Annotated in this window: 23 protein-coding genes; 14 read left to right on the top strand and 9 right to left on the bottom strand. The window is 55.2% G+C overall.

The genetic code is table 11. The features are described from left to right. The first annotated feature begins 85 nt into the window (after nt 1-85). The 5 genes from JOE25_RS21760 (at nt 86) to JOE25_RS21780 (ending at nt 6,734) form a co-directional block, all read left to right on the top strand. A complete protein-coding gene (locus JOE25_RS21760; RefSeq protein WP_209638818.1) occupies nt 86-508 on the top strand; it encodes a hypothetical protein in 423 nt (140 codons plus the stop codon). Between the two features lie 68 nt (nt 509-576). Next, entirely contained in the window at nt 577-900 is a 324-nt protein-coding gene (locus JOE25_RS21765; RefSeq protein ID WP_209638820.1) for a copper-binding protein, read from the top strand. 10 nt (nt 901-910) lie between these two features. Beyond that, the gene (locus JOE25_RS21770; protein WP_209638822.1) at nt 911-2,170 is read left to right on the top strand and encodes a TolC family protein; all 1,260 of its coding nucleotides are present in this window, start codon (nt 911-913) and stop codon (nt 2,168-2,170) included. Further along, on the top strand, nt 2,167-3,618 hold the full coding sequence (locus JOE25_RS21775) for an efflux RND transporter periplasmic adaptor subunit (protein ID WP_209638824.1): 1,452 nt from the start codon (nt 2,167-2,169) through the stop codon (nt 3,616-3,618). Before JOE25_RS21770 ends, JOE25_RS21775 begins: the two co-directional genes overlap by 4 nt. Next, nucleotides 3,615-6,734 (top strand): efflux RND transporter permease subunit, encoded by a 3,120-nt coding sequence (locus JOE25_RS21780; RefSeq protein ID WP_209638826.1) that lies wholly within the window; start codon nt 3,615-3,617, stop codon nt 6,732-6,734. The genes JOE25_RS21775 and JOE25_RS21780 overlap by 4 nt, the downstream gene beginning before the upstream one ends. Nucleotides 6,735-6,788: 54 nt before the next feature. Here JOE25_RS21780 and apbE read toward each other — a convergent pair whose 3' ends face one another. Continuing rightward, the gene (apbE, locus tag JOE25_RS21785; protein ID WP_209638828.1) at nt 6,789-7,820 is read right to left on the bottom strand and encodes an FAD:protein FMN transferase ApbE; all 1,032 of its coding nucleotides are present in this window, start codon (nt 7,818-7,820) and stop codon (nt 6,789-6,791) included. Between the two features lie 278 nt (nt 7,821-8,098). Between apbE and JOE25_RS21790 the strand changes: the two genes are divergently transcribed. After that, a complete protein-coding gene (locus tag JOE25_RS21790; protein WP_209638830.1) occupies nt 8,099-9,211 on the top strand; it encodes an SLC13 family permease in 1,113 nt (370 codons plus the stop codon). Nucleotides 9,212-9,257: 46 nt separating this feature from the next. Here JOE25_RS21790 and pepT read toward each other — a convergent pair whose 3' ends face one another. Continuing rightward, nucleotides 9,258-10,490 carry a peptidase T gene (gene pepT / locus JOE25_RS21795; protein WP_209638832.1) on the bottom strand — a complete coding sequence of 411 codons (1,233 nt, stop codon included), beginning with the start codon at nt 10,488-10,490 and terminating at the stop codon, nt 9,258-9,260. A 214-nt stretch (nt 10,491-10,704) separates the two neighbouring features. On the opposite strand from pepT, the gene JOE25_RS21800 reads away from it, so the two are divergent. Next, entirely contained in the window at nt 10,705-11,601 is an 897-nt protein-coding gene (locus JOE25_RS21800; RefSeq protein WP_209638834.1) for an endonuclease/exonuclease/phosphatase family protein, read from the top strand. 25 nt (nt 11,602-11,626) lie between these two features. On the opposite strand, the gene JOE25_RS21805 is transcribed toward JOE25_RS21800, so the two are convergent. Further along, nucleotides 11,627-13,126: a PLP-dependent aminotransferase family protein gene (locus JOE25_RS21805; protein WP_209638836.1), complete on the bottom strand. Its 1,500-nt coding sequence runs from the start codon at nt 13,124-13,126 to the stop codon at nt 11,627-11,629. 27 nt (nt 13,127-13,153) lie between these two features. On the opposite strand from JOE25_RS21805, the gene JOE25_RS21810 reads away from it, so the two are divergent. Beyond that, the gene (locus JOE25_RS21810) at nt 13,154-13,609 is read left to right on the top strand and encodes a rhodanese-like domain-containing protein (RefSeq protein ID WP_209638838.1); all 456 of its coding nucleotides are present in this window, start codon (nt 13,154-13,156) and stop codon (nt 13,607-13,609) included. A gap of 4 nt (nt 13,610-13,613) precedes the next feature. Here JOE25_RS21810 and flk read toward each other — a convergent pair whose 3' ends face one another. Continuing rightward, a complete protein-coding gene (gene flk / locus JOE25_RS21815) occupies nt 13,614-14,642 on the bottom strand; it encodes a flagella biosynthesis regulator Flk (RefSeq protein WP_209638840.1) in 1,029 nt (342 codons plus the stop codon). Between the two features lie 303 nt (nt 14,643-14,945). Here flk and JOE25_RS21820 point away from each other — a divergent pair, with 303 nt between their 5' ends. Genes JOE25_RS21820 through JOE25_RS21835 form a run of 4 tightly spaced genes read left to right on the top strand, consistent with a single transcriptional unit; the run spans nt 14,946 to nt 18,604 of the window. Then, nucleotides 14,946-15,311 (top strand): copper resistance protein, encoded by a 366-nt coding sequence (locus JOE25_RS21820; protein WP_209638842.1) that lies wholly within the window; start codon nt 14,946-14,948, stop codon nt 15,309-15,311. A gap of 50 nt (nt 15,312-15,361) precedes the next feature. Beyond that, nucleotides 15,362-17,398, top strand: coding sequence for a protein-disulfide reductase DsbD domain-containing protein (locus tag JOE25_RS21825; RefSeq protein ID WP_209638844.1), 2,037 nt, complete (start codon nt 15,362-15,364; stop codon nt 17,396-17,398). Beyond that, nucleotides 17,395-18,111, top strand: a complete 717-nt coding sequence (locus tag JOE25_RS21830) for a DsbA family protein (RefSeq protein WP_209638845.1) — start codon at nt 17,395-17,397, stop codon at nt 18,109-18,111. The genes JOE25_RS21825 and JOE25_RS21830 overlap by 4 nt, the downstream gene beginning before the upstream one ends. After that, nucleotides 18,104-18,604 (top strand): protein disulfide oxidoreductase, encoded by a 501-nt coding sequence (locus JOE25_RS21835; protein ID WP_209638847.1) that lies wholly within the window; start codon nt 18,104-18,106, stop codon nt 18,602-18,604. Before JOE25_RS21830 ends, JOE25_RS21835 begins: the two co-directional genes overlap by 8 nt. Nucleotides 18,605-18,633: 29 nt before the next feature. Here JOE25_RS21835 and JOE25_RS21840 read toward each other — a convergent pair whose 3' ends face one another. Next, nucleotides 18,634-20,106 (bottom strand): PLP-dependent aminotransferase family protein, encoded by a 1,473-nt coding sequence (locus JOE25_RS21840; protein WP_209638849.1) that lies wholly within the window; start codon nt 20,104-20,106, stop codon nt 18,634-18,636. Nucleotides 20,107-20,276: 170 nt separating this feature from the next. Between JOE25_RS21840 and JOE25_RS21845 the strand changes: the two genes are divergently transcribed. Next, a complete protein-coding gene (locus JOE25_RS21845) occupies nt 20,277-21,272 on the top strand; it encodes a DMT family transporter (protein ID WP_209638851.1) in 996 nt (331 codons plus the stop codon). 156 nt (nt 21,273-21,428) lie between these two features. After that, the gene (locus JOE25_RS21850) at nt 21,429-22,058 is read left to right on the top strand and encodes a CatB-related O-acetyltransferase (RefSeq protein ID WP_209638853.1); all 630 of its coding nucleotides are present in this window, start codon (nt 21,429-21,431) and stop codon (nt 22,056-22,058) included. A 171-nt stretch (nt 22,059-22,229) separates the two neighbouring features. Here JOE25_RS21850 and JOE25_RS21855 read toward each other — a convergent pair whose 3' ends face one another. From JOE25_RS21855 to JOE25_RS21870, 4 genes are all read right to left on the bottom strand, one after another. Beyond that, entirely contained in the window at nt 22,230-23,045 is an 816-nt protein-coding gene (locus tag JOE25_RS21855; protein WP_209638855.1) for a hypothetical protein, read from the bottom strand. 568 nt (nt 23,046-23,613) lie between these two features. Further along, nucleotides 23,614-25,131 carry a tripartite tricarboxylate transporter permease gene (locus JOE25_RS21860; RefSeq protein ID WP_209638857.1) on the bottom strand — a complete coding sequence of 506 codons (1,518 nt, stop codon included), beginning with the start codon at nt 25,129-25,131 and terminating at the stop codon, nt 23,614-23,616. A gap of 11 nt (nt 25,132-25,142) precedes the next feature. Further along, nucleotides 25,143-25,574 carry a tripartite tricarboxylate transporter TctB family protein gene (locus tag JOE25_RS21865; protein ID WP_209638858.1) on the bottom strand — a complete coding sequence of 144 codons (432 nt, stop codon included), beginning with the start codon at nt 25,572-25,574 and terminating at the stop codon, nt 25,143-25,145. A 12-nt stretch (nt 25,575-25,586) separates the two neighbouring features. After that, nucleotides 25,587-26,567 carry a tripartite tricarboxylate transporter substrate binding protein gene (locus tag JOE25_RS21870; RefSeq protein WP_209638860.1) on the bottom strand — a complete coding sequence of 327 codons (981 nt, stop codon included), beginning with the start codon at nt 26,565-26,567 and terminating at the stop codon, nt 25,587-25,589. Nucleotides 26,568-26,819 lie beyond the last annotated feature (252 nt).

Consider the following 26,819-nt stretch of genomic DNA (forward strand, 5'->3'; position numbering starts at 1 on the left):
CCACTTTGTCAGCGGGTGTAAATTCCATTCCTGCACAAGCACTTGGTCGATATACTTCCGCTATCTCATCTTCTGGAATCACCTGATGTCGGCGTTGGCGTCCATCTCCTTATTCATGCACCGATTGCGTTTCGCTAAAAAGCGAGCCTGTGCAGGGCTATTGGTCGTCAGTTGGTTACTGCTAAATACCCAGATGGCGCTGGCCAGCCATAATTGCAACCTGCAGTTCAGTGGTGAAGCGCCGATGGCTCAGCATATGATGCATATGCAAAATAGCCAGCCGTCATCAGAGCAGATGCAGACACAAGAGCCGCTGTGTGAGAAACACTGCGTGCCGGAATCAGCCCAACAGGATCACGCTAATCTGGCATTAGCCGCTTTGCCAGCCAGCAGCGAACTGGCGGTGATCGCGCCCGCTCTGTCACTTTCTATCCCGTTTAACACCTGGCAAACGCCCCCGATAACAGGCCCGCCGGCAGAGATCGTATTCTGTCGTTTCCGTGAATAGCCCTGACAACCGCTTTACCGTCTCCGACGGTCATTCGTGTTCGTTAACTATTTCATGGAGTACCCGTTATGCGTAATTTATTTGCCGCTGTATTAATCACCTTATTTTTCTCCTCTGTCGCCAGTGCCGCTGATAGGGCGATGCAACATTCCGCTGTCAAACCTACCGTCGAAATCCACAGCCAGGGCGTGATAAAGGCTTGGGATGAGCGGAAGGTGTCTATCAGGCATCAAGCCATTCCAGCCCTTAATTGGCCTCCAATGACCATGAGTTTCCTGCTCCCTTCATCGCCTTCGCTTACCGTATTGCCGGTGGGAACTGCGGTTGACTTCAGCTTCCTGCCGATTGACGGCGGTTATCAGTTGATTGCTATCGCCGCCACGCGGCAATAACGGAGGCGTCATGACCAGGATTATTTCTCACCCCTTGCGGGTGGGCTGGCTGCTGCTCGTTTGTTGGGTATCAGCCACCCAAGCGACGGAGCTCACGCTACAACAGTCACTGACGGCAGCGGAACGTTATTCCGCCGAACTCTCGGCCAATCGACATCAGGTCAATGCCCTGGCGAGCATGGCAGATTCGGCAATGCAATTGCCCGATCCCAAGCTGAAGTTCGGTATTGAGAACGTGCCGGTGCAGGGGGGAAATGCCCGGCGTTTCACTCGCGAAGGTATGACGATGGGGCGGGTTGGCATCATGCAGGACTATGTCAGCAGCACCAAACGCCAGCGCAAGGCTGATACCTTGCGCGCCGAAGCCAGCAAAACAGATGCAGGCAGCGCCACCATCCGTGCCCGTTTGCAGCAGCAAACCGCCCAAGCGTGGCTTGAGTTGGCATTGAGCCGGCAAAGCCTGCGTGATGCGACAGCCTTGGTCACGGAGAGCGAACGTCAAATCACCACTCAGCGCGCGGGCGTAGCCGGTGGTGGCACGCCGGCCAGTGCGGTGTTGGACGCCCGACTGACGTTGCTGGCCATGCAAGATCGCATCAGCGAAGCACAGCGGGACGTTAGGGTGGCACAGGCGCGTTTGACGCAACTGACCGGCGTGGCGGCGACGGATACGTCAGGAACCTTGCCGCGCTTTGAACGTTTGCCGGCTGACAGTGACGTATTGCGACAGGGGATCAGGCAGCACCCCGAAGTACTGCAAGCCAGCCGTGAGGCAGATGTTGCCAAGGCGCGTTCTGCACAGTCAGAAGTGGCGGCAATACCGGATGTCGGCGTCGAGGTGTATTACGGCAAGCGTGCTGATGATTACGAGGATCTGGCCGGGGTGATGTTTACCGTGGATCTGCCGCTTTTCCGCTCGCAACGCCAGGATAAGGACTATGCCGCCGATGTGTCTCGCAACATGGAGGCCAACGATCGACTGACGCTGCTGATTCGCGATCATCAGGCGCAACTCGATACGCTGTTGGCGCAGTACCAGGCGGCGCAGTTGCAGTGGCAACGTCAGCAGCAGCAGGCCATCCCCTTGCAGCAACAGCGGCTGACATTGGTGTTGGCGCAATATCGCACGGGTAAAAGTGACCTGTCCGCGGTGCTGGAAGCGCGGCGTGCGCTGCTCGACAGCCGCCTCAACGCCGGCAAAGCCGCTCGTGGGCTTGCACAAATCTGGGCCGCTATCCGCTACCTCACCCCACAGGAATCGATGCAATGAAAATACAATTCAAGCTGGCGTTATTAGCCGCGTTGATCGGCAGTGGATTGGCCGGATATTGGTTTGGCTCGCAGGGTGAAACGGCACCGCAAGCAAGCAAGAGCGAGCGACAGGTACTGTATTGGTATGATCCGATGATGCCAGCTCAGCGCTTTGATAAACCGGGTAAATCTCCCTTTATGGATATGCAACTGGTGCCACGCTATGCCGATGAAGCTGAATCGGAAGGCGGCGTGACCATCAGTGCGCGCCAGCAACAGAATCTGGGGGTGCGTATCGAGGCTGCGCAGTTACGCACATTGGAACCGCAATTTAGCGCCTTTGGCAGCGTTGCGACGGATGAGCGCGGCATTCAAATTATCGCTGCTCGTGCCAATGGACTGGTGGAGAAGCTCTATGTTCGTGCCAGCGAGCAACAGGTGAAGAAGGGGGAAGCGCTGGCGCAGTTGTGGATACCGGACTGGAGTGCGGCGCAGCAGGAGTATCTGGCGATACGCAAGCTGGGTGATACCGAATTGACTGCGGCAGCACGCCAGCGGTTACAGTTGCTGTTTATGCCCGAGGCGGTAATTCGGCAAGTGGAGCGCACGGGAAAATCCGAGCCACGCGTTAAGATAGTGGCCCCGGAAAACGGTTTCGTTAACAAGCTGACCGTTCTTGAAGGTGCGCAGGTGACCGCGGCGCAGAGCCTGTTTGAGATAGCTCGCCTCGACCCGGTGTGGATCCTGGCTGATTATCCGCAGGCGCAGGCCGGCTTGTTGAAGGTGGGTGATAAGGTACAGGCCGCCTCCGCCAGTTGGCCGGGGGAGCGTTTTGAGGGAGAAGTAAGCGAACTGCTGGCCAATGTCGATCCGCTGACCCGTACTTTCAAGGCACGTATTTTATTGAAGAATCCGCAGCAAAAATTGCGGCCAGGCATGTACCTGCAATTGACGCTGTCGCAGAGCACGGTGGGTAAACCGGTGCTGGCGATACCGCAAGAGGCGCTGATCGGCAGCGGCGATCGTAATCGGGTATTGGTTGCTGAAGGGAGTGGGCATTTCACGCCGGTTGAGGTGGTCGCCGGGCGTACACAGGATGGCTGGGTGGAGATCAAACGCGGCCTGAGTGTAGGGCAACAGGTCGTGACTTCTGGCCAATTCCTGATCGACTCCGAGGCCAGTATGCGCAGTGCCTTGCCGCAGATGGCGGCAAAGTCAGAGGTTAAACAGTACCAGGCCGAAGGCGTGATTGAGGCGCTGAATGGCGACACGATTACGCTGTCCCATGGCCCTGTACCGGAATTGCAGTGGCCGGCAATGACCATGGACTTTGCCCTGCCTCCAGGAGGATTGCCGACCGGCATCACCTCGGGCGACAAAGTGCAGATCCGCTTTACTGTGGATGATAGGGGTTCGCATATCAGTCAGATAGTACCGATTCACGCTGAGCACGGGGGGCACTTATGATTGCTTTCGTGATCCGTTGGTCGTTGCGTAATCGACTGTTAGTGCTGTTGGCCTCGGCGCTGCTGGCTGGCTGGGGGATATGGGCCTTGCAGAAAGCGCCACTCGATGCGTTGCCTGACCTGTCCGATGTGCAAGTCATCGTCCGTGCCACCTACCCAGGCAAGGCACCGCAGGTGATTGAAGATCAGGTTACCTATCCGTTGACCACCACTTTATTAACGGTGCCGGGTGCCAAGACGGTGCGTGGTTTTTCCATGTTTGGCGACGCCTATGTTTACGTGCTGTTTGAAGACGGTACCGATCTGTACTGGGCACGTTCTCGGGTATTGGAATCGCTCAGTCAGGTGCAGTCTTCATTACCGGCGCAGGTCAAGGTGGCGCTGGGGCCGGATGCTACCGGGGTTGGCTGGGTTTATGAATATGCGTTGGTCGATAAAAGCGGGAAACACAGCCTGGCTGATCTACGGGCCCTGCAAGATTGGACGCTAAAATTTGAGCTTAAAACTGTCCCCAACGTGGCGGAAGTCGCCAGCGTAGGCGGTATGGTGCGCCAGTATCAAGTGGTGTTGGATCCGCAAAGCCTGCGTGCGTTGAATATCACCCATCAGCAGGTCGTGAGTGCCCTTCAGGACGCCAATCAAGAGGGTGGCGGCGCGCTGCTGGAGATGGGCGAGGCGGAATATATGGTGCGCACCTCGGGTTACCTGAAAAAACTGAGTGATTTCTCCAACGTGGTAATCACCGTTCGTGATGGGGTACCCATCCTGCTTTCACAGGTGGCGACCTTGCGTGAGGGGCCGGAGATTCGCCGTGGTGTCGCGGAGCTTAACGGCGAGGGGGAAGTTGCAGGCGGCATTGTCGTGATGCGCTACGGCAAAAATGCGCTGGAAACCATTAATGCGTTGAAGGTGAAGTTGCAGGCGATCCAGCAGAGCTTGCCGCCTGGCGTGGAGATTGTGACGGTTTATGACCGTTCTCAGTTGATTGAGCATGCCATTGAAACCTTGTCCCATAAGCTGCTGGAAGAGTTTATCGTGGTGGCGCTGGTGTGCACCTTGTTCCTGTTCCATTTCCGTTCGGCGCTGGTGGCGATGATTACGCTGCCGCTCGGCATCCTCGGGGCCTTTGTGGTGATGCATTACCAAGGGGTGAACGCCAATATCATGTCACTGGGTGGGATAGCCATCGCGATCGGTGCCATGGTGGATGCCGCGATCGTCATGATCGAGAATATGCATAAGGTGCTGGAGCAGTGGCGACAGCGCCATCCGGGGCAGCAGCCGACATCGGCGGATTATTGGCGTATTTCAGAGCAGGCGGCGGTAGAGGTCGGGCCCGCACTCTTTTGCAGTTTGCTGATTATTACCCTGTCCTTTATCCCTGTCTTCACATTACAGGCACAGGAAGGGCGGATGTTTTCACCGCTGGCCTACACCAAAACCTATGCCATGGCGGTGGCCGCCGGGTTAGGGATTACGCTGGTGCCGGTGCTGATGGGGTATTTTATTCGTGGTCGCATTCCCGACGAGCATGCCAATCCGATCAACCGTTGGTTGATCCGCCTGTACCAACCGGTGTTGGCTGCGGTGCTGGCGAGGCCCAAAACCACGCTCGGGGTTTCACTATTACTGCTGCTGTTAACGCTGTATCCGCTCAGTCGTTTGGGCAGCGAATTTATGCCCCAGCTCGACGAAGGTGATCTGCTGTATATGCCATCGTCATTGCCGGGGATGTCGGCGCGCGAGGCGAGCCGGTTGCTGCAACTCACCGACCGGTTGATTAAAACCGTGCCCGAGGTCGCGACGGTATTTGGTAAAGCAGGACGGGCGGAGAGCGCCACCGATCCTGCCCCTCTGACCATGCTGGAAACCACCATTCGTTTCAAGCCGCGTGACCAGTGGCGGCCTGGCATGACCATGGACAAGCTGGTGGCTGAACTGGACGCTGTGGTCAAGGTGCCAGGCATTGCCAACGTTTGGGTTCCACCTATCCGCAACCGTCTGGATATGCTGGCCACCGGGATAAAAAGCCCGGTCGGTATCAAGGTGAACGGCAATAACATGGCCGATATTGAACGGATTTCCGGGCAAATTGAGCAGGTGGTGAAGCCTGTGCCGGGCGTCACCTCAGCGCTGGCGGAACGTATTACCGGCGGGCGCTACGTGGATATTGATATTGATCGCCAGCGGGCGGCACGTTATGGCGTCTCGGTAAAAGAGCTGCAATCTATGGTGGCAACGCTGGTGGGGGGCGAAAACATCGGTGAAACCATTGAAGGCCGAGCGCGTTATCCCATCAATGTGCGTTACCCGCGTGAGGTTCGCGACTCGGTGCAGCAACTGCAGGCGTTACCGGTGCTGACAGCCAGCGGAGGGCAGGTGCCGCTGTCTATGCTGGCTGACATTCGGGTTACTGAAGGACCGCCGATGCTGAAAAGTGAAAACGCCCGACTCTCCAATTGGATTTATGTTGACCTGCGTGGACGCGATCTTAAATCGGCGGTGGAAGAGATGCAGCAAGCGGTGTCACAGCAGGTTAAGTTGCCTGCGGGAGTATCCTTGAGCTGGTCAGGGCAGTTTGAATATCTGGAGCGCGCTAGCGCCCAGTTGAAGGTCGTGCTACCGGTCATGTTGGCGATCATTTTCGTGCTGCTGTTCGTCACCTTTAGCAGCGTGCGGGATGCATTACTGATCATGGCGACGTTACCATTTGCACTGATCGGCGGCGTGTGGTTGTTGTATTTGCTCAACTACAACCTGTCGGTGGCGGGGGCGGTGGGCTTTATCGCGTTGGCCGGTGTGGCGGCGGAATTTGGCGTAATCATGGTGCTGTATTTAAACCATGCGTTGGAGAAACACCGTCAGCCAGGGCAGCCGTTAACGCAACAACAGCTGATGGATGCAATTAGCGAAGGTGCCGTATTGCGGGTCAGGCCAAAAGTGATGACGGTTGCCACCATTATGGCGGGATTATTGCCGATCATGTGGGGCAACGGCGCCGGCTCTGAAGTGATGCGACGTATTGCCGCACCGATGATTGGCGGGATGCTTAGTGCGCCCCTGTTGTCGATGTTGGTGATACCGGTGGCCTATTTGTTACTGCACCGCAAAGGATGACACCATGAGGGTGCAGTTTTACCTACTGCACCCTCGTTATCACTATCCCAGAAATTATTTCACCAGGAACGCTGTAAACTGCGGTGTCATCACCGCGCTGAAACCGTCATCGGTTTTGCTGATCAAATACACCGCCAGCCCTTTATCTTCCGCCAGTTTGAGCGCTTTTTCTGTGCCCAGAACCATCAGCCCAGTGTCCCAACCGTCGGCTTCCAATGCGGTGGGGGCGATCACGGTGGCGGATACCAGGCGGTGGGTGATCGGCCGGCCCGTCGTGGGATCGATCACGTGCGAATAGCGTTGCCCATCTTGTTCGAAGTAGTTGCGGTAACTGCCGGACGTACTGATGCCGTAGCCTTGCAGATCAACCAGCGCCTGCACGGCATTTTCACGATCGGTCGGTTTTTGGATCGCCACTCGCCAGGCGTTACCCTTGCCGTTAACACCGCGCGAGGAGACTGCACCACCGACGGACACCAAATAGTTGGTGATGCCATTGCGCGCCATCAGTTGTACCAGTTGGTCGACGCCATAGCCCTCGCCCATTGTCGAGAGGTCGACATACATTTCTGGCAGGTCTTTCTGTAGCCATTCGCCGCGATTGTCGCTGATCAGTTTGAGGTGTTGCAGGCCAACATTTTTTTGCGCCGCCTCTATTTGTTGTTGGCTCGGTACTTTTACCGCGCGCTTATCCGGCCCAAAGCCCCACAGATTCACCAGGGGGCCAACGGTAATATTCATTGCGCCCTGAGTATCGCGGCCAATACGTTGAGCCATCAAGATGATGTCTGCCATGCCGCGTGGGATGGGCTGTGGATCAGCGCTCTGCGTTTGATTAAAACGCGACAGTACCGAATCAGTACGGTAAGTAGAAATATCGTCATTAGCCCGTTCCAACACGGCATCGACCTGCTGCTGTAACTGCTGCTTATCGACGGCGATATCCCCGCTGACTTTGACGCTGTAGAAGGTCCCCATGGTTTTGCCCTCGAGATCAATCTGCGGGCGGGAGTCCTGGTCATTACAGGCGGTCAACAGGCTGAGCGTCACACTCAGCAAAAGCCCTTTGGCAAAAACGTTAGCCATAAAAAATCCTTTGAAACAGAGGAGGGCGCTACAAATAAAGCAAAGTGCGACAAATGAAAAGCAGAGATAGCCAAAATAACGGGCGGTGCATCGAGGTGGCCACTGAACGCACCCCGGTAGTATGCAGACAATACGTGACCGAGGGCGTGCCGGCAGCCCACAAAGAGGTGGTTTCAAGAATGGCGGTTAAAAGGTAACAAAGCATTTTTCTGGCGTTACTTGTGTGCTTGGGCTAACGTCTGCTTCCCGATCCTTGATTGTTTTTTGAAGCGCTCAACATGAGTTCAAACGCCGCTGTTCGGCTGATTCAGCCATTCCTGAAAGATCGTTTCTTACATATCCTGTTGCTGGCCGGTGTGCTGATGGCCGCCTTCAATCCACAACAGCTGCCAGAGCTTAACCGTTTTATTGACTGGCGTACCATCATCACGCTGCTGGGGTTGATGTTATTGACCAAAGGGGTTGAGGTCAGTGGCTATTTTGATTTTATCGGTCGTCAGATCGTCAACAGGCTGCACAGTGAACGACGGCTGGCGCTGTTTTTAGTGTTTTCTGCCGCGCTGCTGTCGTCGTTCCTGACCAACGACGTGGCGCTGTTTATTGTCATTCCACTAACCATCACGCTAAAAAAACTGTCTTCGTTGCCGATTAGCCGGTTGATTATCTTCCAGGCGCTGGCGGTTAATGCCGGCTCGTTGTTGACGCCAATCGGCAACCCGCAGAACATTTTGCTTTGGAGTAAATCCTCGCTGTCTTTCTTGGGTTTTATTGCCCAAATGTTGCCTTTTGGCGCGGTAATGCTGGCTAGCCTGTTGTTGTTGACCTGGTTCAGCTTCCCGCCACGGGAGATCGTTAAGGTTCCGCACACCGAAGGCTACCCGTATCAACGGCATTTGTTGTTGAGCTGCGTGGTGCTGTATGTGATTTTTCTGCTGTCTCTGGATATGGGATTGCCGCTGTACGGTCTGTTGGCTGTTTTCGCCGGCTTTTTACTGCTGGCTCGCCGGGTGTTGCTGCAGATTGACTGGAGCCTGATTTTTGTTTTTATCGCCATGTTTATCGACGTGGGGTTGTTCACCCGACTTGAGGCGATCCAATCCTGGTTCGCTGGCCTCTCTTCGTTGAGCAACGGCGGAATTTATGCGCTGGGAATTGGCCTGTCACAGATAATCAGCAATGTGCCTGCCACCATTCTATTGCTCAATTATGTGCCTTCAAGCCAACTGTTGGCTTATGCGGTGAATGCCGGTGGCTTTGGGTTGGCGATCGGCTCGTTGGCGAACCTGATTGCTTTGCGTATGGCGGGCGAGCGTAAAATCTGGCTGAAATTCCATTACTACTCATTGCCATTGTTGGCGTGGGGTGGGGTAGTGGGCTGGTTGCTGGCCTAAGCGCGATATCTTTGCATGAAATATCGCGCTGGGGGCCGTGTGGCTGCTACCCGCGGGCAGCCAGTAAACAAATGCTGCGAGTCACCTGATATGACTTCATAAACGCACTGACCGGCAGGAACTCAAAGCGTGAATGGAAATTGTGTGCACCGGTGAAGTAATTGGGGGTTACCAGCCCGCGGCTGGAGAGCGCTGCGCCGTCAGTGCCCCCTCGCATGGGGATAACTTTTGGTGGAATGCCGTGGGCGGCGAGGGCGCCGAATATCAGCTCAATGGCGCGTTTATCATCACCGATAGAGTTGCTGATGTTGCTGTAGATATCGGTAACAGTACAGCTCACTTTGGCGCGCGGGTAGTTTGCCGCCACCTGCTGTACCACTTCTTGTATCCGTGCTTTACGCGCATTGAACGCCGCCAGATCAAAATCACGGATCGACACTTTTAAGGTGGCGAGGTTGGCGTTGGCCACCATGTCGTTGAACCAGAAATAGCCCTCGCGCCCTTCGGTATGTTCTGGCGTGTCTCGACTGTCGAATTGGTTAATGATGTCATTGGCGATGCGAATCGGGTTGATCAGGATATTCTTCGCCGACATGGGGTGCGCAGTAACGCCCTCAATATGGATCTCCGCCGCTGCGGCGTTGAAGTTTTCATAGACCACTTCACCCAGCTCGCAACAGTCAATGGTATAGGCGAAATCTACGTCAAAGCGCGTCAAATCCAGCGCCTTGGCACCGCGCAGGCCAATCTCTTCGTCCGGTACAAAGGCCACCAGAATATCACCGTGGCGATCTGTAGCGCTCAGGTTAGCCAGCAAGGTCATCACGACTGTCACTGCCGCCTTGTTGTCCGCGCCGAGCACGCTGGTGCCGTCGCTGAAAATAATATCTTCATTTGGATAGGCGAGAATTTCCGGGTGCTCAGCGGTACGCAGCCAGATGTCATGTTCCGCGTTAAGGCAGAGATCTTGACCGCTAAAGTGCAGGCACTGTGGGTGGATATGCGCTGACAGGCCGACGTCAACGGTATCGATATGGGTGATAAAACCGATGCGCGGTGCGCCTGGTTGGTTACCGGGCTTGCGTGCGGTGACGGTCGCATGATCATCGATCTGTACGTCTTGCATCCCCAACTGGCGCAGTTCGGCCGCCAGCAGCTTGGCCATGTCATGCTGCCCCGGCGTGCTGGGCAGGGCCGGGGCAGCGGCATCGCTCTGGCTGGTTACCGCCAGATAGCGGAAGAAACGTTCGGTGAGCTGTTCGGCTAAGGCGCGGGTCATTTGGGTTCCTCTCGATAAGCGGTCTATCGGTTTTAAAGCTAATTCAGCCGGTTGTCCAATGGTGCAATACTTTCACTGTCGGAATGCGAGATGCGGCGCAGAATAAAAAAATAGCGAGATAACTAGGAAATAGTCGCGGGTAACTGCGGCAAAATCATTGTTAGCTGTGGGGTGCGGGTGCCCCAACAAAAATCTGAACGCTAAAGGAGAATTCATGCGCTCACGTCATGCTTTGCTTATTACTCTGTTATCCCTGGGAATATCTCATACGGCCTGGTCCTCTACCGACGGCGGCCATGCCAACAGCAATGCCAATAGCCGCGAAGTGGCCAGCGCACTGGGTGGCTTGAAGAACAAAACCTATAACCTGGAACAGGCCCCGAAGATCCGCGTAGCCAGCTTTAATATTGCTGCCGGCAAGGTCAGCGATATGACCGCCATCGCCAAGGCCATCAAGGCGATGAACGTTGACGTGGTGGCATTACAGGAAGTGGACAAACTGACGGGCCGCAGCGGTAAATTGGATCAGGCTGCGGAGCTGGCCAAGCTGACAGGCATGCACGTGGTCTTTGGTCGCGCGATTGACTTTGACGGCGGCGAATATGGCCTGGCGTTTCTGTCAAAATATCCGCTGCATGACAGCAAGATTTACCCACTGCCGTCCGGGCAGCGTGAACAGCGCATTGCTTTCAGCGCCCAGACCGACGTGCCCGAGTTCCCGGCCCCCATCACCCTGATCAATACTCATCTGGATACCAAAGAAGATCCGGCCATGCGTTTGGATCAGGTGCGTGAGTTAAACGACCGTACCATTGAAATGCGTGGCATCAAGCTGTTGTTCGGCGACATGAACGATGTCCCGGGCAGCGTTACCTGGACTGAACTCAGCCGTTACTGGAACGACATTATGCCTGCCGCACAAGATGGTCGCAGTTGGCCGGCGGAAAATGCCGAAATTAAAGTCGATTACATCTTTAGCGGCAATGCGCAGCGCTGGCATCTGGACAGCCTGACGGTGCCAAACGCCAGCGGTGACTGGAATGGCATCCACTGGCCGGCGGTTAGCGATCATCTGCCGATAGTGGCAGAACTGCGGCTGACCGAGCAGTAATGTCACCGAAAGCGATGTTGCAAATTTAGCGGGCAGTAATCCGTGCCAGCCGTTCGACGGCGGCACGGATCTCACCCGGTGTCAGGGCAGAAAAGCCCAATAGCCAACCGTCGCGCCGCAGGTTTGCTGTTTGATACAGCGCCGCCAGTCCGGGTGTTATCACACCTAAACGCTGTGCTTGCTGAGTGAGGGCGCTTTCTTGGCCCGGAGGTAGCCAAACGCTGAGCTGCAATCCCCCGGCGGCCGGTTGCGGGGTAGCGTAATGCCCTAGCTTTTCGTGCACTTGCGCCAACAACTGGTCACGTCGGCTAGAATACAGCTGGCGCATATAGCGGATATGCGCGGCAAAATGCCCCTGCAGGATAAATTCGGCGGTGACTGCCTGCATCAGTTGGGCGCTGTGACCGTCATAGACTGTGCGTGCGGTGGTAAAGGATTCGACCAAGGCAGGCGGGACCACTAAATATGCCAGCCGCAACGAGGGAAATAGCGCCTTGGAAAACGTCCCCAGATAAAGCACGTTGCCGTGCCGATCCAGGCTTTGCATCGCCGGCATAGGCTGGCCGTCATAGTGAAACTCGCTGTCGTAATCATCTTCAACAATCCACGCCCGATGCCGTTGCGCCAGAGCCAGCAATTCGAGCCGCCGTGCCAGGCTCAGCGCCACCCCCGTAGGGTATTGGTGCGAAGGCGTCAGATAAATTAGCCGGGGAGCAGGGAGCTTGTCATCTGCCCGCATACCGGCTTCATCAACACTGACCGGTACCAATTCGCCGCCTGCACTGGTAAAGGCATTTCGGGCGCCGCGATAACCGGGTTCTTCCATCCAGACCTTGTCGCCATTATCCAACAGCAAAGTAGCAATCAACTGCAGAGCCTGTTGAGAGCTGGTCAGTACCAGGACCTGCTGCGCGTCACAATTCACGCCGCGAGTTTGGCTGACATAGCCGGCAATGGCCTCGCGTAGGGGGCGGTAACCCTGCGGATCACCATAGCGCAGCAGGGTTTCGCCACGTAAGCGTAACTGCTGGGCAGTGAGGTGCTTCCACAGTTTTAATGGGAAGACGCGCAGGTCCGGCGAACCGGCGGCAAAGGGCAAGGGGTGCTCGGGATCGCGGCAACCCCCGGTTTGTACGATCTGCCTGCCGCGGAGTGACAAATGCGGTTCACCGATCACGTTGGCGACGGGCGGCGATTTAACAATGCATATTGCGACGAAGGTCCCTTGGCCCACTCGGCGTTGCAGATAGCCTTCGGCCTCGAGCTGGCTATAGGCTGCCTCCGTTGTCACGCGTGATACGCCCAAATCTTTGGCCAGTATTCGGGATGAGGGTAAACGTTGACCACGGGTTAACGCCCCGTTATGAATCGCCCGGCGTAATGTGCTGCACACGCGCTCACGCAAGGTACCGCTTGTGTGTTCTGGCAGGTAAAAAAGGGTGAGCAGCGCATTTGCCATAATGGGACTTATCAACGTACAAAAATGGGTATCAATCATAAGACCAAAATCAGGCAGTATTGTCATCAGTCTTTATCAACAGAGGTGAATTCCATGGCGGTATCTTCATTGGTTTTGGCATTCCCACCGGGAACAGCGGCGCAGAGTCTCGATTATCTGGCGGCGAAACTGAGTTATTACGCGGACGCATGGGACGTGGCGGAAGATCTGCGTAATGGCATCAGTGAAATCGTAGTGATCGATACCCGCGCAGAGGCTTTGTATGCCGCCGGGCATATTCCCGGCGCGATCAGCTTGCCACACCGGCTTATGGACGAAGCTGGCACGGCGCATCTGGATCGCGGTAAAGTTTATGTGACTTACTGTGACGGCATTGGCTGTAACGGTTCAACCAAGGGGGCGTACAAGTTGGCGCAGCAGGGGTTCCAGGTGAAGGAGCTGATTGGCGGACTGGACTTCTGGAAACGCGATGGCCATCCATTGGCCACCGGTGAGCAGCCAGGTTCGCTGCTGGGAAAGACGATTGGAGAAGACTGCGGCTGCGGCTGATAGGTTAAAACACCAGCGCAAATACCAAGGCCAGCACCAGAATGAAAAGAATGAATACCGCAGCGGGTTTGCTCAGCGCTTTTTGCAGCGGTTGGGGCAGTACGGCAATCAGTGGATTGAGCAACGGCTGCGGCTCGGCTGCGCTGCCGGTTATCGGCTGAGTAGGGCCCGCTTTTTCCAGACGACGTGCAAACAGTTGGTTGATCACATCGCTCATCTGCGGATGGGTTAGCGGCGCCGTTGCGTTGCAGTGAAAACGCGATTGGCAGTAGTCATTGAGCTGCTGCTGCTCCTGCGGATCTGCCGGTTGTTTGAGTACGGCCAGCAGGTTGTTTAGCGTTGGTGCTGTCTGTGGACTCAATGCCACCTTCACCTGCAAAAACTGGTTCAGCAGCTGGAAGTGACGAGCCGGAAGAGGATCATTGGTTTTTACCCCAGCCAGATCGAACAGGGTTTGCCAGATTTTAGCCGGTGATTCGCCGGTCGCGGCGCTGAGCTTGGTCACCTGCTGTTGCAAGCTCTGGTGTTCGGCAGGCAGCAGGGGACGATCGCTGGTCGTCGTCTGCTGCGGGTGAGGAATGGTCAGGCTACCGGTTTGCAACAGGTTGAGGACCTGTTGCAACTGTGGGTGGCTCAACTGGCTCAATACCGTGTGCCCAAACTGCTGGCGAATAAAATCGCTGACGGCCAGGCGATTATTGCCCTGCGGTAACAGTTCGGTGAGTTGTTGCAACAGTTGTCGGCTGGCGTGGCTCTGTTGTGCCTGAGCCAAGCGATTCTGCAACAGTTGTTCGGCCGGCTGAAAATGGCGAGCCAGCAGTTCACTGTTGTTGTCTGTCTGCAGATCATGGCGCAACGTAACCCAGATCTCGGCGGACTTGGCTGGGCTGAGTGCCATGATCTTGACGACCAGTTTCTCCAGCGTCGTGCGTTGTGCCGGGGAGAGCGGGCTGCCGTCAGTGGTTGTGGTTTTATCCGGGCTTGGGGGGCGATCGCTGGCGATCGGGGTACCCGGTCCACTCAAAGGTTGCATATCACCTGTCCTTCGCTGTGTATCCCCAGCTTACTTGGCGTTACCGCTGTGTTGGCTGCGCAACTTCACCCGAATCCCGTACTGTCGTGCGTTCATCGAGCCCATGTGCTTGCCGCCTGGCCGTAACACCCCTTACTTTGGGGAGAAAATAATCGTCGTACCCGGCGAAAAGCACAGGTTTGCGCTTATGATACCTGTAAACGGCCATCATCAATACCGTCGACAGACATTTCTTTACAGGCAAAACATTGCTAAACGCGCCTGCGCCGCTAAGATAAGCGCAGACTTGGAATTGAGGACGGCATGGTTAAACAGCAGCGGATTGCAAAATGGTTTTTATGCTTGGCTTGCCTGGTGGTGCTGGTCTGTATGACTCAGCGCATGGCGAGCCTGCATGCATTGCAACAAGCGCTTGGCCTGCCTGTCGCTAGCGCGGTAGCCTCTTCTGCTGATGATGCTGCTGAAACCCAACCGACCCCTTGCGAACTGAGTGCTAAATCCTTATTGGCCTCACCGCCGGTGATGTTTGAAACGCTGCTGTTCGGTCTGGGGTTGTTATTGGTGCTGCTGGCACCTACCGTGGCTGCGCGCCTGCGTATTCCGCCTCCCAGAGTGATTTCCCCCACCACCCTTAGGGTGCACCTCCGATTATGTGTCTTCCGTGAATGAGTTAATCGCCCCTTCCCGTTGGTGATTGATTTATTTTATGGAGAAAGAACATGTTGAATATCATCAGGTCGGCGTTAGCCTGCCTGTTAATGCTATGGCTGCCTGCTTTGCAGGCGGCGGATAGCGGCTGGCTGCAAAGTCCGACGAATGATCACGCGAAGGTGCGACTGCGTGCCGATACCTCGCAAAATGGGGAAACCCGATTACTGCTGGCAATAGCGCTGCAAAAAGGCTGGAAAACCTATTGGCGTTCGCCCGGTGAGGGCGGTATAGCACCGGCCATAACCTGGCAGGGCAATCCGCCACCCGCCACCTGGTTTTGGCCGACGCCGCAGCGCTTTGATGTTGCCGGTATTTCTACCCAGGGTTATCACGATCGGGTTGAACTGCCTATGGTGATGAAGGGGGCAGCACCGCGCAAGTTGGCAGGGACCCTGACGCTGTCAACGTGCAGCAACGTCTGTATCCTGACCGACTATCCATTCAGCCTGGATCTTGGTACCGCCTCTGACGCGCAATTTACCCATGATTTTGCCCAGGCGATGGGGCAGGTGCCGATTGCCGATGGGTTGGTGGACAGTATTAAAGCCGGCTACCAGCGTGGCGAACTGCACATCAGCGCTGAGCGTGGCGCCGGTTGGCAGCAGCCTGAACTGTTCTTCGATACGCTGGAAGATGCTGATCTCGGTAAGCCAAAGGTGAGTCGCGAGGGTACGCACATGTTAGCGCGGGTGCCGGTCAGCGATGGTTGGGGGGACAGCGCACCGGATTTGCGCGGTAAAACCTTGACGTTGGTGATCAGCGATAACGGGTTGGCGCAGCAGGTGACGTTGCCGATTGGCGGGCCGCTGGCCTTGCCGGCTGCGGCGAGCTTCTCGCTGTGGCAAGCGGTGCTGATGGCGCTTGCGGGTGGGTTGATTCTCAATCTGATGCCCTGCGTCCTGCCGGTTCTGGGGATTAAACTCGGTTCAATTCTTCAGGTAGAGCATCGCGACCGTCAGAGCATCCGGTTACAGTTCCTCGCGTCGACCCTGGGTATTGTGGCCTCGTTCATGGCGTTAGCGTTGCTAATGACGCTGCTGCGGTTGAGCAATCAGGCGCTGGGTTGGGGTATCCAGTTCCAAAATCCGTGGTTCATTGGTTTTATGGTGCTGGTTACGCTGCTGTTCAGCGCTAACCTGTTTGGCCTGTTCCATCTGCAACTTTCCTCTTCATTAAATACCAAACTGGCAACCCACAACGGCCGTGGCTTGGGTGGGCATTTCTGGCAGGGCGCTTTTGCTACCTTGCTGGCAACGCCGTGTTCTGCACCTTTCCTGGGGACCGCAGTGGCCTTTGCTCTGGCAGCACCCTTGCCGGTGTTGTGGGGGATGTTTGTCGCACTGGGTATCGGCATGAGCCTGCCATGGCTACTCATTGCCGCCTGGCCGGCACTGGCGCTGCGCTTGCCAAGGCCGGGCCGTTGGATGAACAGCCTGCGGTTGGTGATGGGGCTGTTGATGCTTGCCTCTTCACTGTGGTTGCTGAGCCTGATGGTCAACCATATTGGCATGGTGCCAACGTTGGTGGTGGGCGGTGTCGCACTGCTGGCGTTGTTGTTGGCCGTTGGCTGGCAACATGGCGTGCGTCTGGCTGCTAAGTTGGCGGCTGGCACGCTGGTGTTGGTCGGTGTCGTGTTGTTGGCCGGTTCTCTCACTGCCGGGCTGTGGCGTCAGCCGCTGCACGACAACGTGGTTTGGCAACCGTTGAGCGAGCAGGCAATCACCCAGGCATTGGCCCAAAATAAACGGGTGTTTGTCGATGTGACCGCCGACTGGTGCGTAACCTGTAAAGCCAATAAATTCAACGTCCTGCTGCGTGACGATGTGCAAAAGGCACTGAGCGCCGATGACGTTGTTGCTCTGCGTGGCGATTGGAGCCGTCCATCGGCCGAGATTAGCGCCTTCCTGCAACAGCGCGGCAGCGTTGCCGTGCCTTTTAACCAGATTTATGGCCCCGGCAGCCCAGATGGCGTGGTGTTATCCCCGCTGTTGACCCGCGATGCCGTATTACAAACCCTGTCCGCCGCCAAAGGAAACGTACAATGAAAAAATTAATGATTTTACTGATGCTGATTGTTACCCCTGTTTGGGCCGCTGCGCCATTTACGTCTGAACAAGAGGCGCGCATTAAAGAGCTGATCCGTGAAACCTTGGTGTCTAATCCGGATATTCTGGCACAGGCGGTAGACGCCTGGCAGCAACAGACAGCGGGACAACAAATTAGCCAAGCGATCAAACAAAATGCCAGCGTGCTGTACGACGATCCTGCCAGCCCACGCTTAGGGGCCGCCAACGCCAAACTGACCATGGTGACCTTTACCGATTACAATTGCCCGTACTGCAAGCGTTTTGATCCGATGCTGGAGAAGATCGTCAAACAATATCCAGATGTGGCGCTGGTAGTGAAATTGCTGCCTTTTAAGGGGGAAAGCTCGGTCAGTTCGGCGCGTGTGGCATTGACGACCTGGCAACAGCATCCGGACCAATTCTGGGCGTTGCACCAACGTCTGATGGCTAAAAAAGGCTTCCACGACAATGCCAGCATTGCCGCTGCACAGCAGAAAACCGGCGTAAAAGCGGTCTCGCCGAGTGAACTGAGCATGACCACCCTGCGCACAAATATGGCGTTGGCAGAGAAACTGGGTGTGCAAGGAACGCCAGCGACGCTGATCGGCGATCAGATGCTGCCGGGTGCGGTCTCTTATGAAGACCTGGAGACGTTGGTGAAACAGCAATTGGCGAAAGTGAAAAATGGCTAGGCTGCGGCGCTGGGCGCGCGAACTGCTGGTCTTGCTGTTGATCCTGCTGGTGGTGGCGTTTGGCATGGACTGGTTACGCGCCCCGCAGGCACCGGCAGCGTTTGATTCGCACATGTTGACGACGCTAAGTGGCCAGCAGGTGTCACTGGCTCAGCTCAGCCAGGATAAGCCACTGCTGGTCTATTTCTGGGCCAGCTGGTGTGGCGTATGCCGTTTCACCACGCCGTATGTTGCCAAACTGGCTGACGAAGGGAGCAACGTGCTTACCGTGGCACTGCGCTCCGGCGACGATCGTCAGGTGGCGCAGTGGATGGCGGGCAAACGCGTGACGTTACCTGTGGTTAACGATCCGCAGGGGCAGTTGTCTGCGCAGTGGCAAATCGGCGTCACACCCACGCTGGTGGTGATTTCCAAAGGCAAGGTGGTACAGAGCACCACCGGCTGGACCAGCTATTGGGGGATGAAACTGCGGTTGTGGTGGGCCGGGGTGTAACCCGGCCTATGTGATATAACGCCCATGATTTAGGGGGGAGCGGCGTGTTCTGACGTCATCACCTGACGAATCGCCCGGCATAGTCGGGCGATTCCTTCTTCAATCAGCGGCGGCGTATTGGCCGCGAAATTTAATCGCATGCCATGGGCGCCACGTTGCTCCTCGGCATAAAAGCATTCTCCTCGCGCAAAGGTCACTCCTTCTTTCCAGGCTACCGGCATCAGTGCTTCGGTACTGACGCGGGTAGGTAGCGTCAACCAGATGAACAGCCCGCCTTCCGGCGTTTCAAACTGACAGCCATGCGGCAGGTGTTGCTGCAAGGCTGCCACCATGGTGTCGCGGTGCTGCCGGTAGATGCGTCCGGCGCGTCGCAGCTGCTTGTCGTAGCGCCCAATGGTAACGAATGCGTCCAGCGCTCGCTGGATCAGGTTCGAGCTGGTGAAACTGTCAACGTGCTTTAGTCGGGCGATCCGTTGGTAGTGTTCGCTGTCTGCCACCAGATAGCCGATGCGCATGCTGGGCAGCAGCATTTTGGAAAAAGTACTGACATAAATCACCGTGCCTGGCTGTGCCAGGGCCCGAAGCGAGGGCAGCTGTTTGCCGTTGTAGCGCAGATCACCGACAAAATCGTCTTCCAGTATCATCACGCCAGCCTGTTGGGCCAGCGCCAGCAATTGCCGACGGCGGGCTTCACTCAGACAACGGCCGGTGGGGTTTTGGAAGTTGGGAATGGTGTAAATCAACTTTGGGCGGTGCTTTTCCAGCAGGGCGGGCAGTTGTTCAACCCGCATACCGTGACGATCGCTGGGGAGGGTAACGATATTAATGCGATGCAGGCGCAGTAACCCCAGAATTTCGGCGTAAGTGGGTTGTTCGACGATCACCGTATCACCCGGCTCCAGCAGGCTTTGTACAATCAGGCTGATGGCGTGCTGCGAGCCGTTGGTGATCAACAACTGTTCCGCATGAGTAGGAATGCCCTGGGCGGTGAGAATGCGCCCCAATGTATCGCGCAGAGGGTAATACCCGCAGTACTCGCCATAGCTGAAAGCGTCCTCTGCATGGCGGTTGAGCACCGACAGCAATATCTTGCGGAATTCTTCCTGAGGAAACACTTTTGGGCTGCCAACACCGGCCGCAAAGTTGATGACATTGTCCGGCAAAGGCGTATCGGGGTAGCCATCCAGCCGCGAGGTCAGGGTGGTGAAACGTTCTGCCGGGAACAGCACATCGGGCTTTGGGCGCGGCTGAGCGGGGTGTTGCAGCGGGTGTAATACATAGGCACCGCTGCCGCGCCGTTGATGCAGAAAACCTTTGGCGGCCAGTTCGGCATAGGCATTCTCTACCGTCAGCCGGCTGACAGCCAATTCGCCGGCAAGCGTACGGGTGGAGGGGAGTTTATCACCATCGACAAAAACACCGCTTAGGATTGCCCGCCGCAGCGCCTCTTCAATTTGCAAATACAGCGGAACATCCTGCTGACGGTCTAACGGAATATGCATGCGCAATTGGCTCGGTTAACGGTGCGGATTTTTACTATACCCCATAGCGACTGGCCTTCAAGCGGATAAAAGTGGCCTGCATAACATCAGGGCAAAGTGGCTCTGGCGGCAAAGTTGTGTGGCGTTAGAATCTCTGCCCAGGTGTATTACCGCAGTTTTTTGAGGGTGTCATGTCATTACCATCAGGTATTTCAGCCAGGCCGGTTTTACCGGGCGCGCGTTTTTTACAGGGCAGCAGTCAGGGATATGCGATCGCGATTATCAGCGCCATGCTACTGGCTTTTACCGCCATCATTATTCGTGTACTTACGGAGTATTATCACCTGCCGACCTTTGTGCTGGCCTTTTGGCGAGCGGCGCTGGTTGCGTTGGTGTTATTGCCGATTCTGTTGTTATTCAAGCCTGAGTGGGCGCGCTTACAACGTTCACAGGTGCCATTTTATGCTTGTTATGGCCTGTTACTGGCGGTGTTCAACAGTTTGTGGACATTGTCGGTGGCGCTTAACGGTGCGTCGGTGGCAACCATCCTGACCTATTGTTCGGTCGGTTTTACTGTGTTCCTGGGGTGGATGATGTACAGCGAGCGCCTGAGCCTGCGTCAATTGGTGGTGATTGTGGTCAGCCTGGGGGGCTGCTTCTTGGTCAGTAACGGCGACAGCATGGGCAACAGCCATTTCAATGTATTGGGATTGCTGGTGGGCATGTTGTCAGGCATTGGTTATACCCTTTACACGTTGGGGGGGCGGGTGGCGACAGAGCGCCATTACCCGGTGTGGAATACAATTTTGTATGTGTTCGGTTTCTCGGCGATCTATCAGTGGTTGTTCAATGCTGCGCTGACATTATATCCGTTGGCGGCATTCCATGGCATGACCGGCTCGTTGTGGTTCTTGTCCCACGGCGTTGAAGGCATCGAGTGGCGTGGTTGGTTATTACTGCTGACTCTGGCGGCAGGCCCGACGCTGTTGGGATTCGGTTTGTACAACATCAGCTTGAAAACCTTGCCATTGGCGGTGGCTAACCTGATTTTGTCGCTGGAATTGGTATTCACGGCGGTGATCGCCTATTTCCTGCTGGGGGAAAACATGAATCAGTTGCAGTTGCTGGGCAGCGCGCTGGTGATGGGCGGAGTATTGATGCTGAAGAGCAAGACGGCGGAGGCGTGATTTGTTACCCTTGGGCCGAAATTTGGAGGCATCAATGACGAACAACCCAAGATTAAAACGGGCGTTAATCGCTTAATCAGGCAGTGTTTTGTGACCTAAAAACACTGCCACAGACACTAGGCTGTGGCTCTTGTAACAGATTACAGAGAAAGCGCCATGACTGAAAAACACTGGTCAAAAACAGAATTACTGCACCAAACGGTGACCAACCCCAACATTATCGTCAAGGGAACCCACAGCTATTACAGCGACTACCTGGATGACGGCTTTGAACGCTCCGTGGTGCGTTATTTACACGGGGATGCGGTGAGTCAACAGTGGCCCCCGCTAGGGGCGATAGACCAATTGCTGATTGGCGATTATGTCTGTATTGCCGCAGAAACCGTCATCCTGATGGGGGGTAACCATACCCACCGCATCGATTGGTTTTGCCTGTACCCGATGATGGAAAGCATCCAGGCTGCCTATAAGCCGAAAGGCGATACCCGTTTGGGGGATGGCTGCTGGATAGGGATGCGGGCGATGCTGATGCCGGGCGTGACCATTGGTGAAGGGGCGATAGTTGCCGCAGGCAGTATTGTGACGTCGGACGTTGAGCCTTACACCATTGTGGGCGGTAATCCGGCGCGACCGATAAAGCTGCGATTTACCCCGCAGATCATTGCTCGGTTACTGGCTTTGCGCATTTATGATTTGTCAGCCGAGGATTTTGCCTGTGTGCAGCCCTTGCTGGCGGGCAATGATATTGCGGGCCTGGAGCGAGCGATAAGCGAAATTAAGCGTTAAATGAACAGGGCAGGGGCGTTATCCTGCCCTGTTGACTCACTCAGCCTTGGTTGTTTCAAACGCCAGGCGGCGTTTGTGAATATACCGCAACCCGGCTTGATTCAGAGTAAGGCTAAACAGTGTAATGTGGTGGTCAATATAGGTTGACTACCGGGGTTATGCAGCAGACACCTAGAGGAAGGCAATGTAAATAATAGCATTCCCCGAGAAAGGTCCGGGACTGATGATTTCATTGGCTGTCATTTTTGCTTTCAGGCTTATATTTTTGGGTGTTTTACCCATTAAATAGTAATCAACACCCGTCCATGCGGACTTCCCATCCAAAAATAGCGTAGAATAAAAATTCTTGTTGCCATTTAAATAAATTCTATCTTCGCCTAATGTCGACTGTGAATATATTTTTACAGTTCCTGTTAGGGAGCACTCAACTGTTCCCTGAATGTTTCTTTCCGCCCCGTAAATTTCATCTTGCGTAAGCGTACCAAAATCTATCACCGTTGGGATATTCACATTACAAGATTGGTTTGGTGGGGGTAATTTACCGCAAACAGAATTGGGCCATAAAAGTGCACCTCCGGATATTGAGGGTGTCCGTGTATAAAAAAGCCCAACGCAGCTGGCATCACTGCCATTTACTTTATAAGGCCTTGAGGTCCAGGGAATGCCAAAGGAAGCTTTCCACGCGATCTCTACTTCTTTTGCCGTTCTGTAATTTTCAATTCGGAGACAGTTGTTAGACTCTATACAGGAACCATATAGCCCCGGATATCGGGTACTGTATTTTACATCCGGACCAATAAAACAAGAGGCCCATCGATAGCAAGGGTTGAGATCGGATGTACTCTCATCCCATGCAACCAAAGATTGAACCACCGTCCAGTTAACAAAAGAGACAGGAAGCATATATGCGCCAGCGACAGCTTGCTGAGAGAATGAAAAAACAATAAAAAAAATGAAATTTTTATACATTGCAATCCCTGGTTTCATATTAATTCCCATTCCATTGTGAAGTTTTTCATGCAGATCCGTTTGTGTTTAAGATGAAAATGATATTCGATGTATGAAGCGGTTTCGTGCAGCGGTGAGGCGTGTCATTTATAATCCTGATTTATAAATGGCAATCATTAGATTGGCCGATTTAATAATTTTATTATAATGAACGCTGCAATTTATATATTGACTAATTTTTGTCCTGTGGCAAATCACTTATACCGATCGATAAAATTCAATCAATAGTCAGATTCTATCAAATTTGTTTTATGAATCGGTTATATCGATCGATTGGTTTCTTGCGTTTTTCCGGGGGCAGAGCAGATAAGATGATATCTGGATGAGGGACGCCCGCTATCCCGTGCATTGCCAAGTTTTAGGCTGTGTTTGGGTGGCAATGCGGGGACAAGGTAGGGAAAAAAGCATCAACAATGAAATCCATACCGTGTTCAAACAAAAAAATCCGGCGTCAGGGGGCTGACGCCGGATTTGTCTCTCGCTGGTCGGATCGTTCAAGCACGCTTAAACGATCGGTCTTAGGGTTATTACCCGCCCCCCTGACGACTTAGTCGGCGTTAGCCGCTTCCGCCGACACGCGGCGTTTGCGCAATTTACGCAGCAATGGCGGCAGCACCAATACAGACACCGCCAATACCAGCAGCGTTTGCGCGATGCTGCTGCTCCACAAGATGCCAAACTCTCCGTTGCTGATCGACAGCGCCCGGCGCAGGTTTTGTTCTAACATCTCTCCCAATACGAAACCCAAAATGAGCGGTGACATCGGGAAATGCATTTTCCTCAAAATGTAACCAAACACCCCAAGTCCGATCATCAACAGCAGGTCAAAGGTTGTGCTGTGTACGGCGTACACCCCTACCGCGGATACGGCGGCAATCGCAGGTACCAGGAACCACAGTGGTATGGTCAACATACGGGTAAACAGGCCCACCAACGGCAGGTTCATGATCAGCAAGATCACGTTGGCAATCAGCAGTGCGGCAATCAACCCCCAGACTATATCGGGCTGTTCAGTGAACATCGCCGGGCCTGGCGTGATGTTGTACAGCGTCAGCGCGCCCATCATGACTGCGGTGGTACCAGACCCAGGGACACCCAGCGTTAACATAGGGATGAATGAGCCACAGGCTGAAGCGTTGTTGGCCGCTTCTGGCGCGGCAACCCCGCGAATATCCCCTTTACCGAAGGTGTCGCTGTTGCCGCTGATTTTCTTTTCGGTCATGTAGGTGAGGGCGCTGGCAATCGTGGCGCCGGCACCCGGCAGGATGCCGACAAAGAACCCCACCACGGAAGAACGCAATGTAGGGCCCACGCACTGAGCGGCCTCTTTGCGGTTGAACAATAACCGACCGGTTTTGCGCACCAATTTTTGTCCGCCGCTGGTGCTTTCCAGCATCAACAGAATTTCACTGACCGAGAACAGACCGATAACGACCACAATGAACTGCACACCGTCGGAGAGGTGGATGCTGTCGAAGGTGAAGCGGTAAACACCCGTGTTAGCGTCCACCCCGACCGTTGCCAGTCCCAGACCAATCAGCGCCGCCAGCAACGATTTCAGTGGATTTTGACTCATCATGCTACCCAGACAGGCAATAGCGAATACCATCAGAGCAAAATATTCGGCCGGCCCGAACGCCAGCGACCAACGCGCCAACAGCGGAGCGAACAGGATAATCCCGCCGATAGCAATGAGTGAACCGGTAAAGGAGCTGACCGCCGAGATCGACAGTGCCACGCCGGCACGGCCTTGCTGCGCCATGGGGTAGCCGTCCAATGCGGTCATGATTGCTGCGGCGTCACCCGGGACGTTAAGCAGTATTGAGGAGATGCGGCCACCGTATTCACAGCCGATATACACCGTTGCCAGCAGGATCAGTGCAGATTCGGCCGGCAGCTTAAGGGCAAACGCCAGTGGCAACAGGATTGCCACGCCGTTGATTGGCCCCAGCCCCGGCAGCAAGCCGACAATCGTGCCGACGAAGCAGCCGATCAGAGCGATAATCAGGTTCTGTGGCACCAGTGCCACCTCGAACCCTTGAGATAAGTACATCCAGGTATCCATCGTCGCCCCCGTTAGCTCAGCCAAACGCCGAGTGGCAGTGTTACATCAAGTAAGCGGTCAAAGGCGTAATACAAGGCTACGCCCATGAATGCGCCGGACACCAAAGCTGCCGGTAGACTGGCCTGGAACAACAGGCCAATGCTAAAGGTCAGCAGCGCGGTTGCCAGCGGAAAACCCAGCCATTCGAAGCCCCAGGCATACAGCACCAACGTAATGACCAGTACCAGCAGACGTTGCATCACCTTGTTATGTGGCCACTCAACGGCCTGCGGTTTGTTCAACAGCAACAGCGCAGCACACAGTGCCATCAGGCTGAGAATGGCCAGAGGGAAGGGACGTGGCCCCAGGGGTTCGTAGCTGTATTCGCTCTGGATCCCCCAACCGATAAACAACCCCCCAATGCACAACAGCAGCCAGAGACCGGCGAAAATGCGATCGCTCATGGTATCCCCCTGTTACTTGGCCAGGCCGAAAACTTTGGCTTGTTCGCGGTACTGATTGACCTGGTTTTTCACGTAGGCATCCAGTTCTTTGCCGGTCAGGTTGAATTCGAACAGGCCACGCAGATCACGTTGTTTTTTGAACTCTTCGGTCGTCATCATTTTCTGGAAGGTATCGAGCCACCACTGGTATTCCTCTTCGCTGACCTTCGGGCCGACGTAGAAGCCGCGGATAATCGGCCAGACCAGATTGAAGCCCTGTTCTTTGGCGGTGGGGACATTCGCTAACTGGCCAGGCAGACGTTGGTCAGCATAGACCGCCAGTACGCGAATTTTGTCACCCTGCAAGTAGGGAACCATTTCACTCAGATCGCCTGATACCGCCTGAATGTGGTTGCCGAGCAGTGCGGTCACGGGCTCGCCGCCGCCTTCGAACGCGACGTAGCGCATTTTATGGGGATCGATACCCACTTCACGTGCCAGCAGGGCCGTTTTCATCCAGTCCTGGCTCCCGATAGAAGCACCGGCACCGAACACCACGCTGTTTGGATCTTTTTTGAAGGCATCCATCAGGTCTTTCAGCGTTTTATACGGCGAGTCGGCGCGGACGGCGATCATGCCGTAGTCGGTACCGACAGCGGCCAGCCATTTCACGTCATCCACGTTATAACGGCCGAATTTTCCTTGTGACAGATTCAGCAGTGATCCACCGGAAAAGGCAACCACCGTGCCGAATTCTGCCGGCCGCTGGGCGACGATGGCGTTATAGGCGACCGCGCCGACACCACCGGGCATATAGGTGACGCGCATCGGTTTATCGATAGCGTGGGTTTCCTGCAAGGACACCTGAATCAGCTTACAAGTGAGGTCAAATCCGCCGCCGGGCTTGGCGGGGGCGATACATTCGGTACGTTTCGGTGCTTCCACGGCAAAGGCTTGATTGGCTGCCAACAGCAGAGCGGTAGCGGTCAGAGTGCGGGTGATTATTTTTTTCATTGCTTTCCCCAAGGTATTTTTCTGTCGTTGCGGATCCCCGCCGATACGGGTTGCTGGATTGTTAAATCAACAACCTTTCATTTACCTTTCAACGGACGAAAAAGTTTTCGGGATGTGATATGCATCTCCTGTTGGGGGCAAAACACCTGTGCTGAAACAGCAGATTGCCTGTGCGCTAACACATGTCAGGGCGCAAGAACAGCCTGTAAACTTGGCTTAAAGGCTGCGTAATGTCAGTTTTACCCTTTTTGT

The organism is Serratia sp. PL17, from assembly GCF_017832355.1.
In the GTDB taxonomy this organism is placed as follows: Bacteria; Pseudomonadota; Gammaproteobacteria; order Enterobacterales; family Enterobacteriaceae; genus Serratia.

Coding starts and splice junctions, on each gene's coding strand:
- JOE25_RS21760 (WP_209638818.1), top strand. CDS start 86: ATGTCGGCGTTGGCGTCCATCTCCTTATTCATGCACCGATTGCGTTTC.
- JOE25_RS21765 (WP_209638820.1), top strand. CDS start 577: ATGCGTAATTTATTTGCCGCTGTATTAATCACCTTATTTTTCTCCTCT.
- JOE25_RS21770 (WP_209638822.1), top strand. CDS start 911: ATGACCAGGATTATTTCTCACCCCTTGCGGGTGGGCTGGCTGCTGCTC.
- JOE25_RS21775 (WP_209638824.1), top strand. CDS start 2,167: ATGAAAATACAATTCAAGCTGGCGTTATTAGCCGCGTTGATCGGCAGT.
- JOE25_RS21780 (WP_209638826.1), top strand. CDS start 3,615: ATGATTGCTTTCGTGATCCGTTGGTCGTTGCGTAATCGACTGTTAGTG.
- apbE (WP_209638828.1), bottom strand. CDS start 7,820: ATGGCTAACGTTTTTGCCAAAGGGCTTTTGCTGAGTGTGACGCTCAGC.
- JOE25_RS21790 (WP_209638830.1), top strand. CDS start 8,099: ATGAGTTCAAACGCCGCTGTTCGGCTGATTCAGCCATTCCTGAAAGAT.
- pepT (WP_209638832.1), bottom strand. CDS start 10,490: ATGACCCGCGCCTTAGCCGAACAGCTCACCGAACGTTTCTTCCGCTAT.
- JOE25_RS21800 (WP_209638834.1), top strand. CDS start 10,705: ATGCGCTCACGTCATGCTTTGCTTATTACTCTGTTATCCCTGGGAATA.
- JOE25_RS21805 (WP_209638836.1), bottom strand. CDS start 13,126: ATGACAATACTGCCTGATTTTGGTCTTATGATTGATACCCATTTTTGT.
- JOE25_RS21810 (WP_209638838.1), top strand. CDS start 13,154: ATGGCGGTATCTTCATTGGTTTTGGCATTCCCACCGGGAACAGCGGCG.
- flk (WP_209638840.1), bottom strand. CDS start 14,642: ATGCAACCTTTGAGTGGACCGGGTACCCCGATCGCCAGCGATCGCCCC.
- JOE25_RS21820 (WP_209638842.1), top strand. CDS start 14,946: ATGGTTAAACAGCAGCGGATTGCAAAATGGTTTTTATGCTTGGCTTGC.
- JOE25_RS21825 (WP_209638844.1), top strand. CDS start 15,362: ATGTTGAATATCATCAGGTCGGCGTTAGCCTGCCTGTTAATGCTATGG.
- JOE25_RS21830 (WP_209638845.1), top strand. CDS start 17,395: ATGAAAAAATTAATGATTTTACTGATGCTGATTGTTACCCCTGTTTGG.
- JOE25_RS21835 (WP_209638847.1), top strand. CDS start 18,104: ATGGCTAGGCTGCGGCGCTGGGCGCGCGAACTGCTGGTCTTGCTGTTG.
- JOE25_RS21840 (WP_209638849.1), bottom strand. CDS start 20,106: ATGCATATTCCGTTAGACCGTCAGCAGGATGTTCCGCTGTATTTGCAA.
- JOE25_RS21845 (WP_209638851.1), top strand. CDS start 20,277: ATGTCATTACCATCAGGTATTTCAGCCAGGCCGGTTTTACCGGGCGCG.
- JOE25_RS21850 (WP_209638853.1), top strand. CDS start 21,429: ATGACTGAAAAACACTGGTCAAAAACAGAATTACTGCACCAAACGGTG.
- JOE25_RS21855 (WP_209638855.1), bottom strand. CDS start 23,045: ATGAAACCAGGGATTGCAATGTATAAAAATTTCATTTTTTTTATTGTT.
- JOE25_RS21860 (WP_209638857.1), bottom strand. CDS start 25,131: ATGGATACCTGGATGTACTTATCTCAAGGGTTCGAGGTGGCACTGGTG.
- JOE25_RS21865 (WP_209638858.1), bottom strand. CDS start 25,574: ATGAGCGATCGCATTTTCGCCGGTCTCTGGCTGCTGTTGTGCATTGGG.
- JOE25_RS21870 (WP_209638860.1), bottom strand. CDS start 26,567: ATGAAAAAAATAATCACCCGCACTCTGACCGCTACCGCTCTGCTGTTG.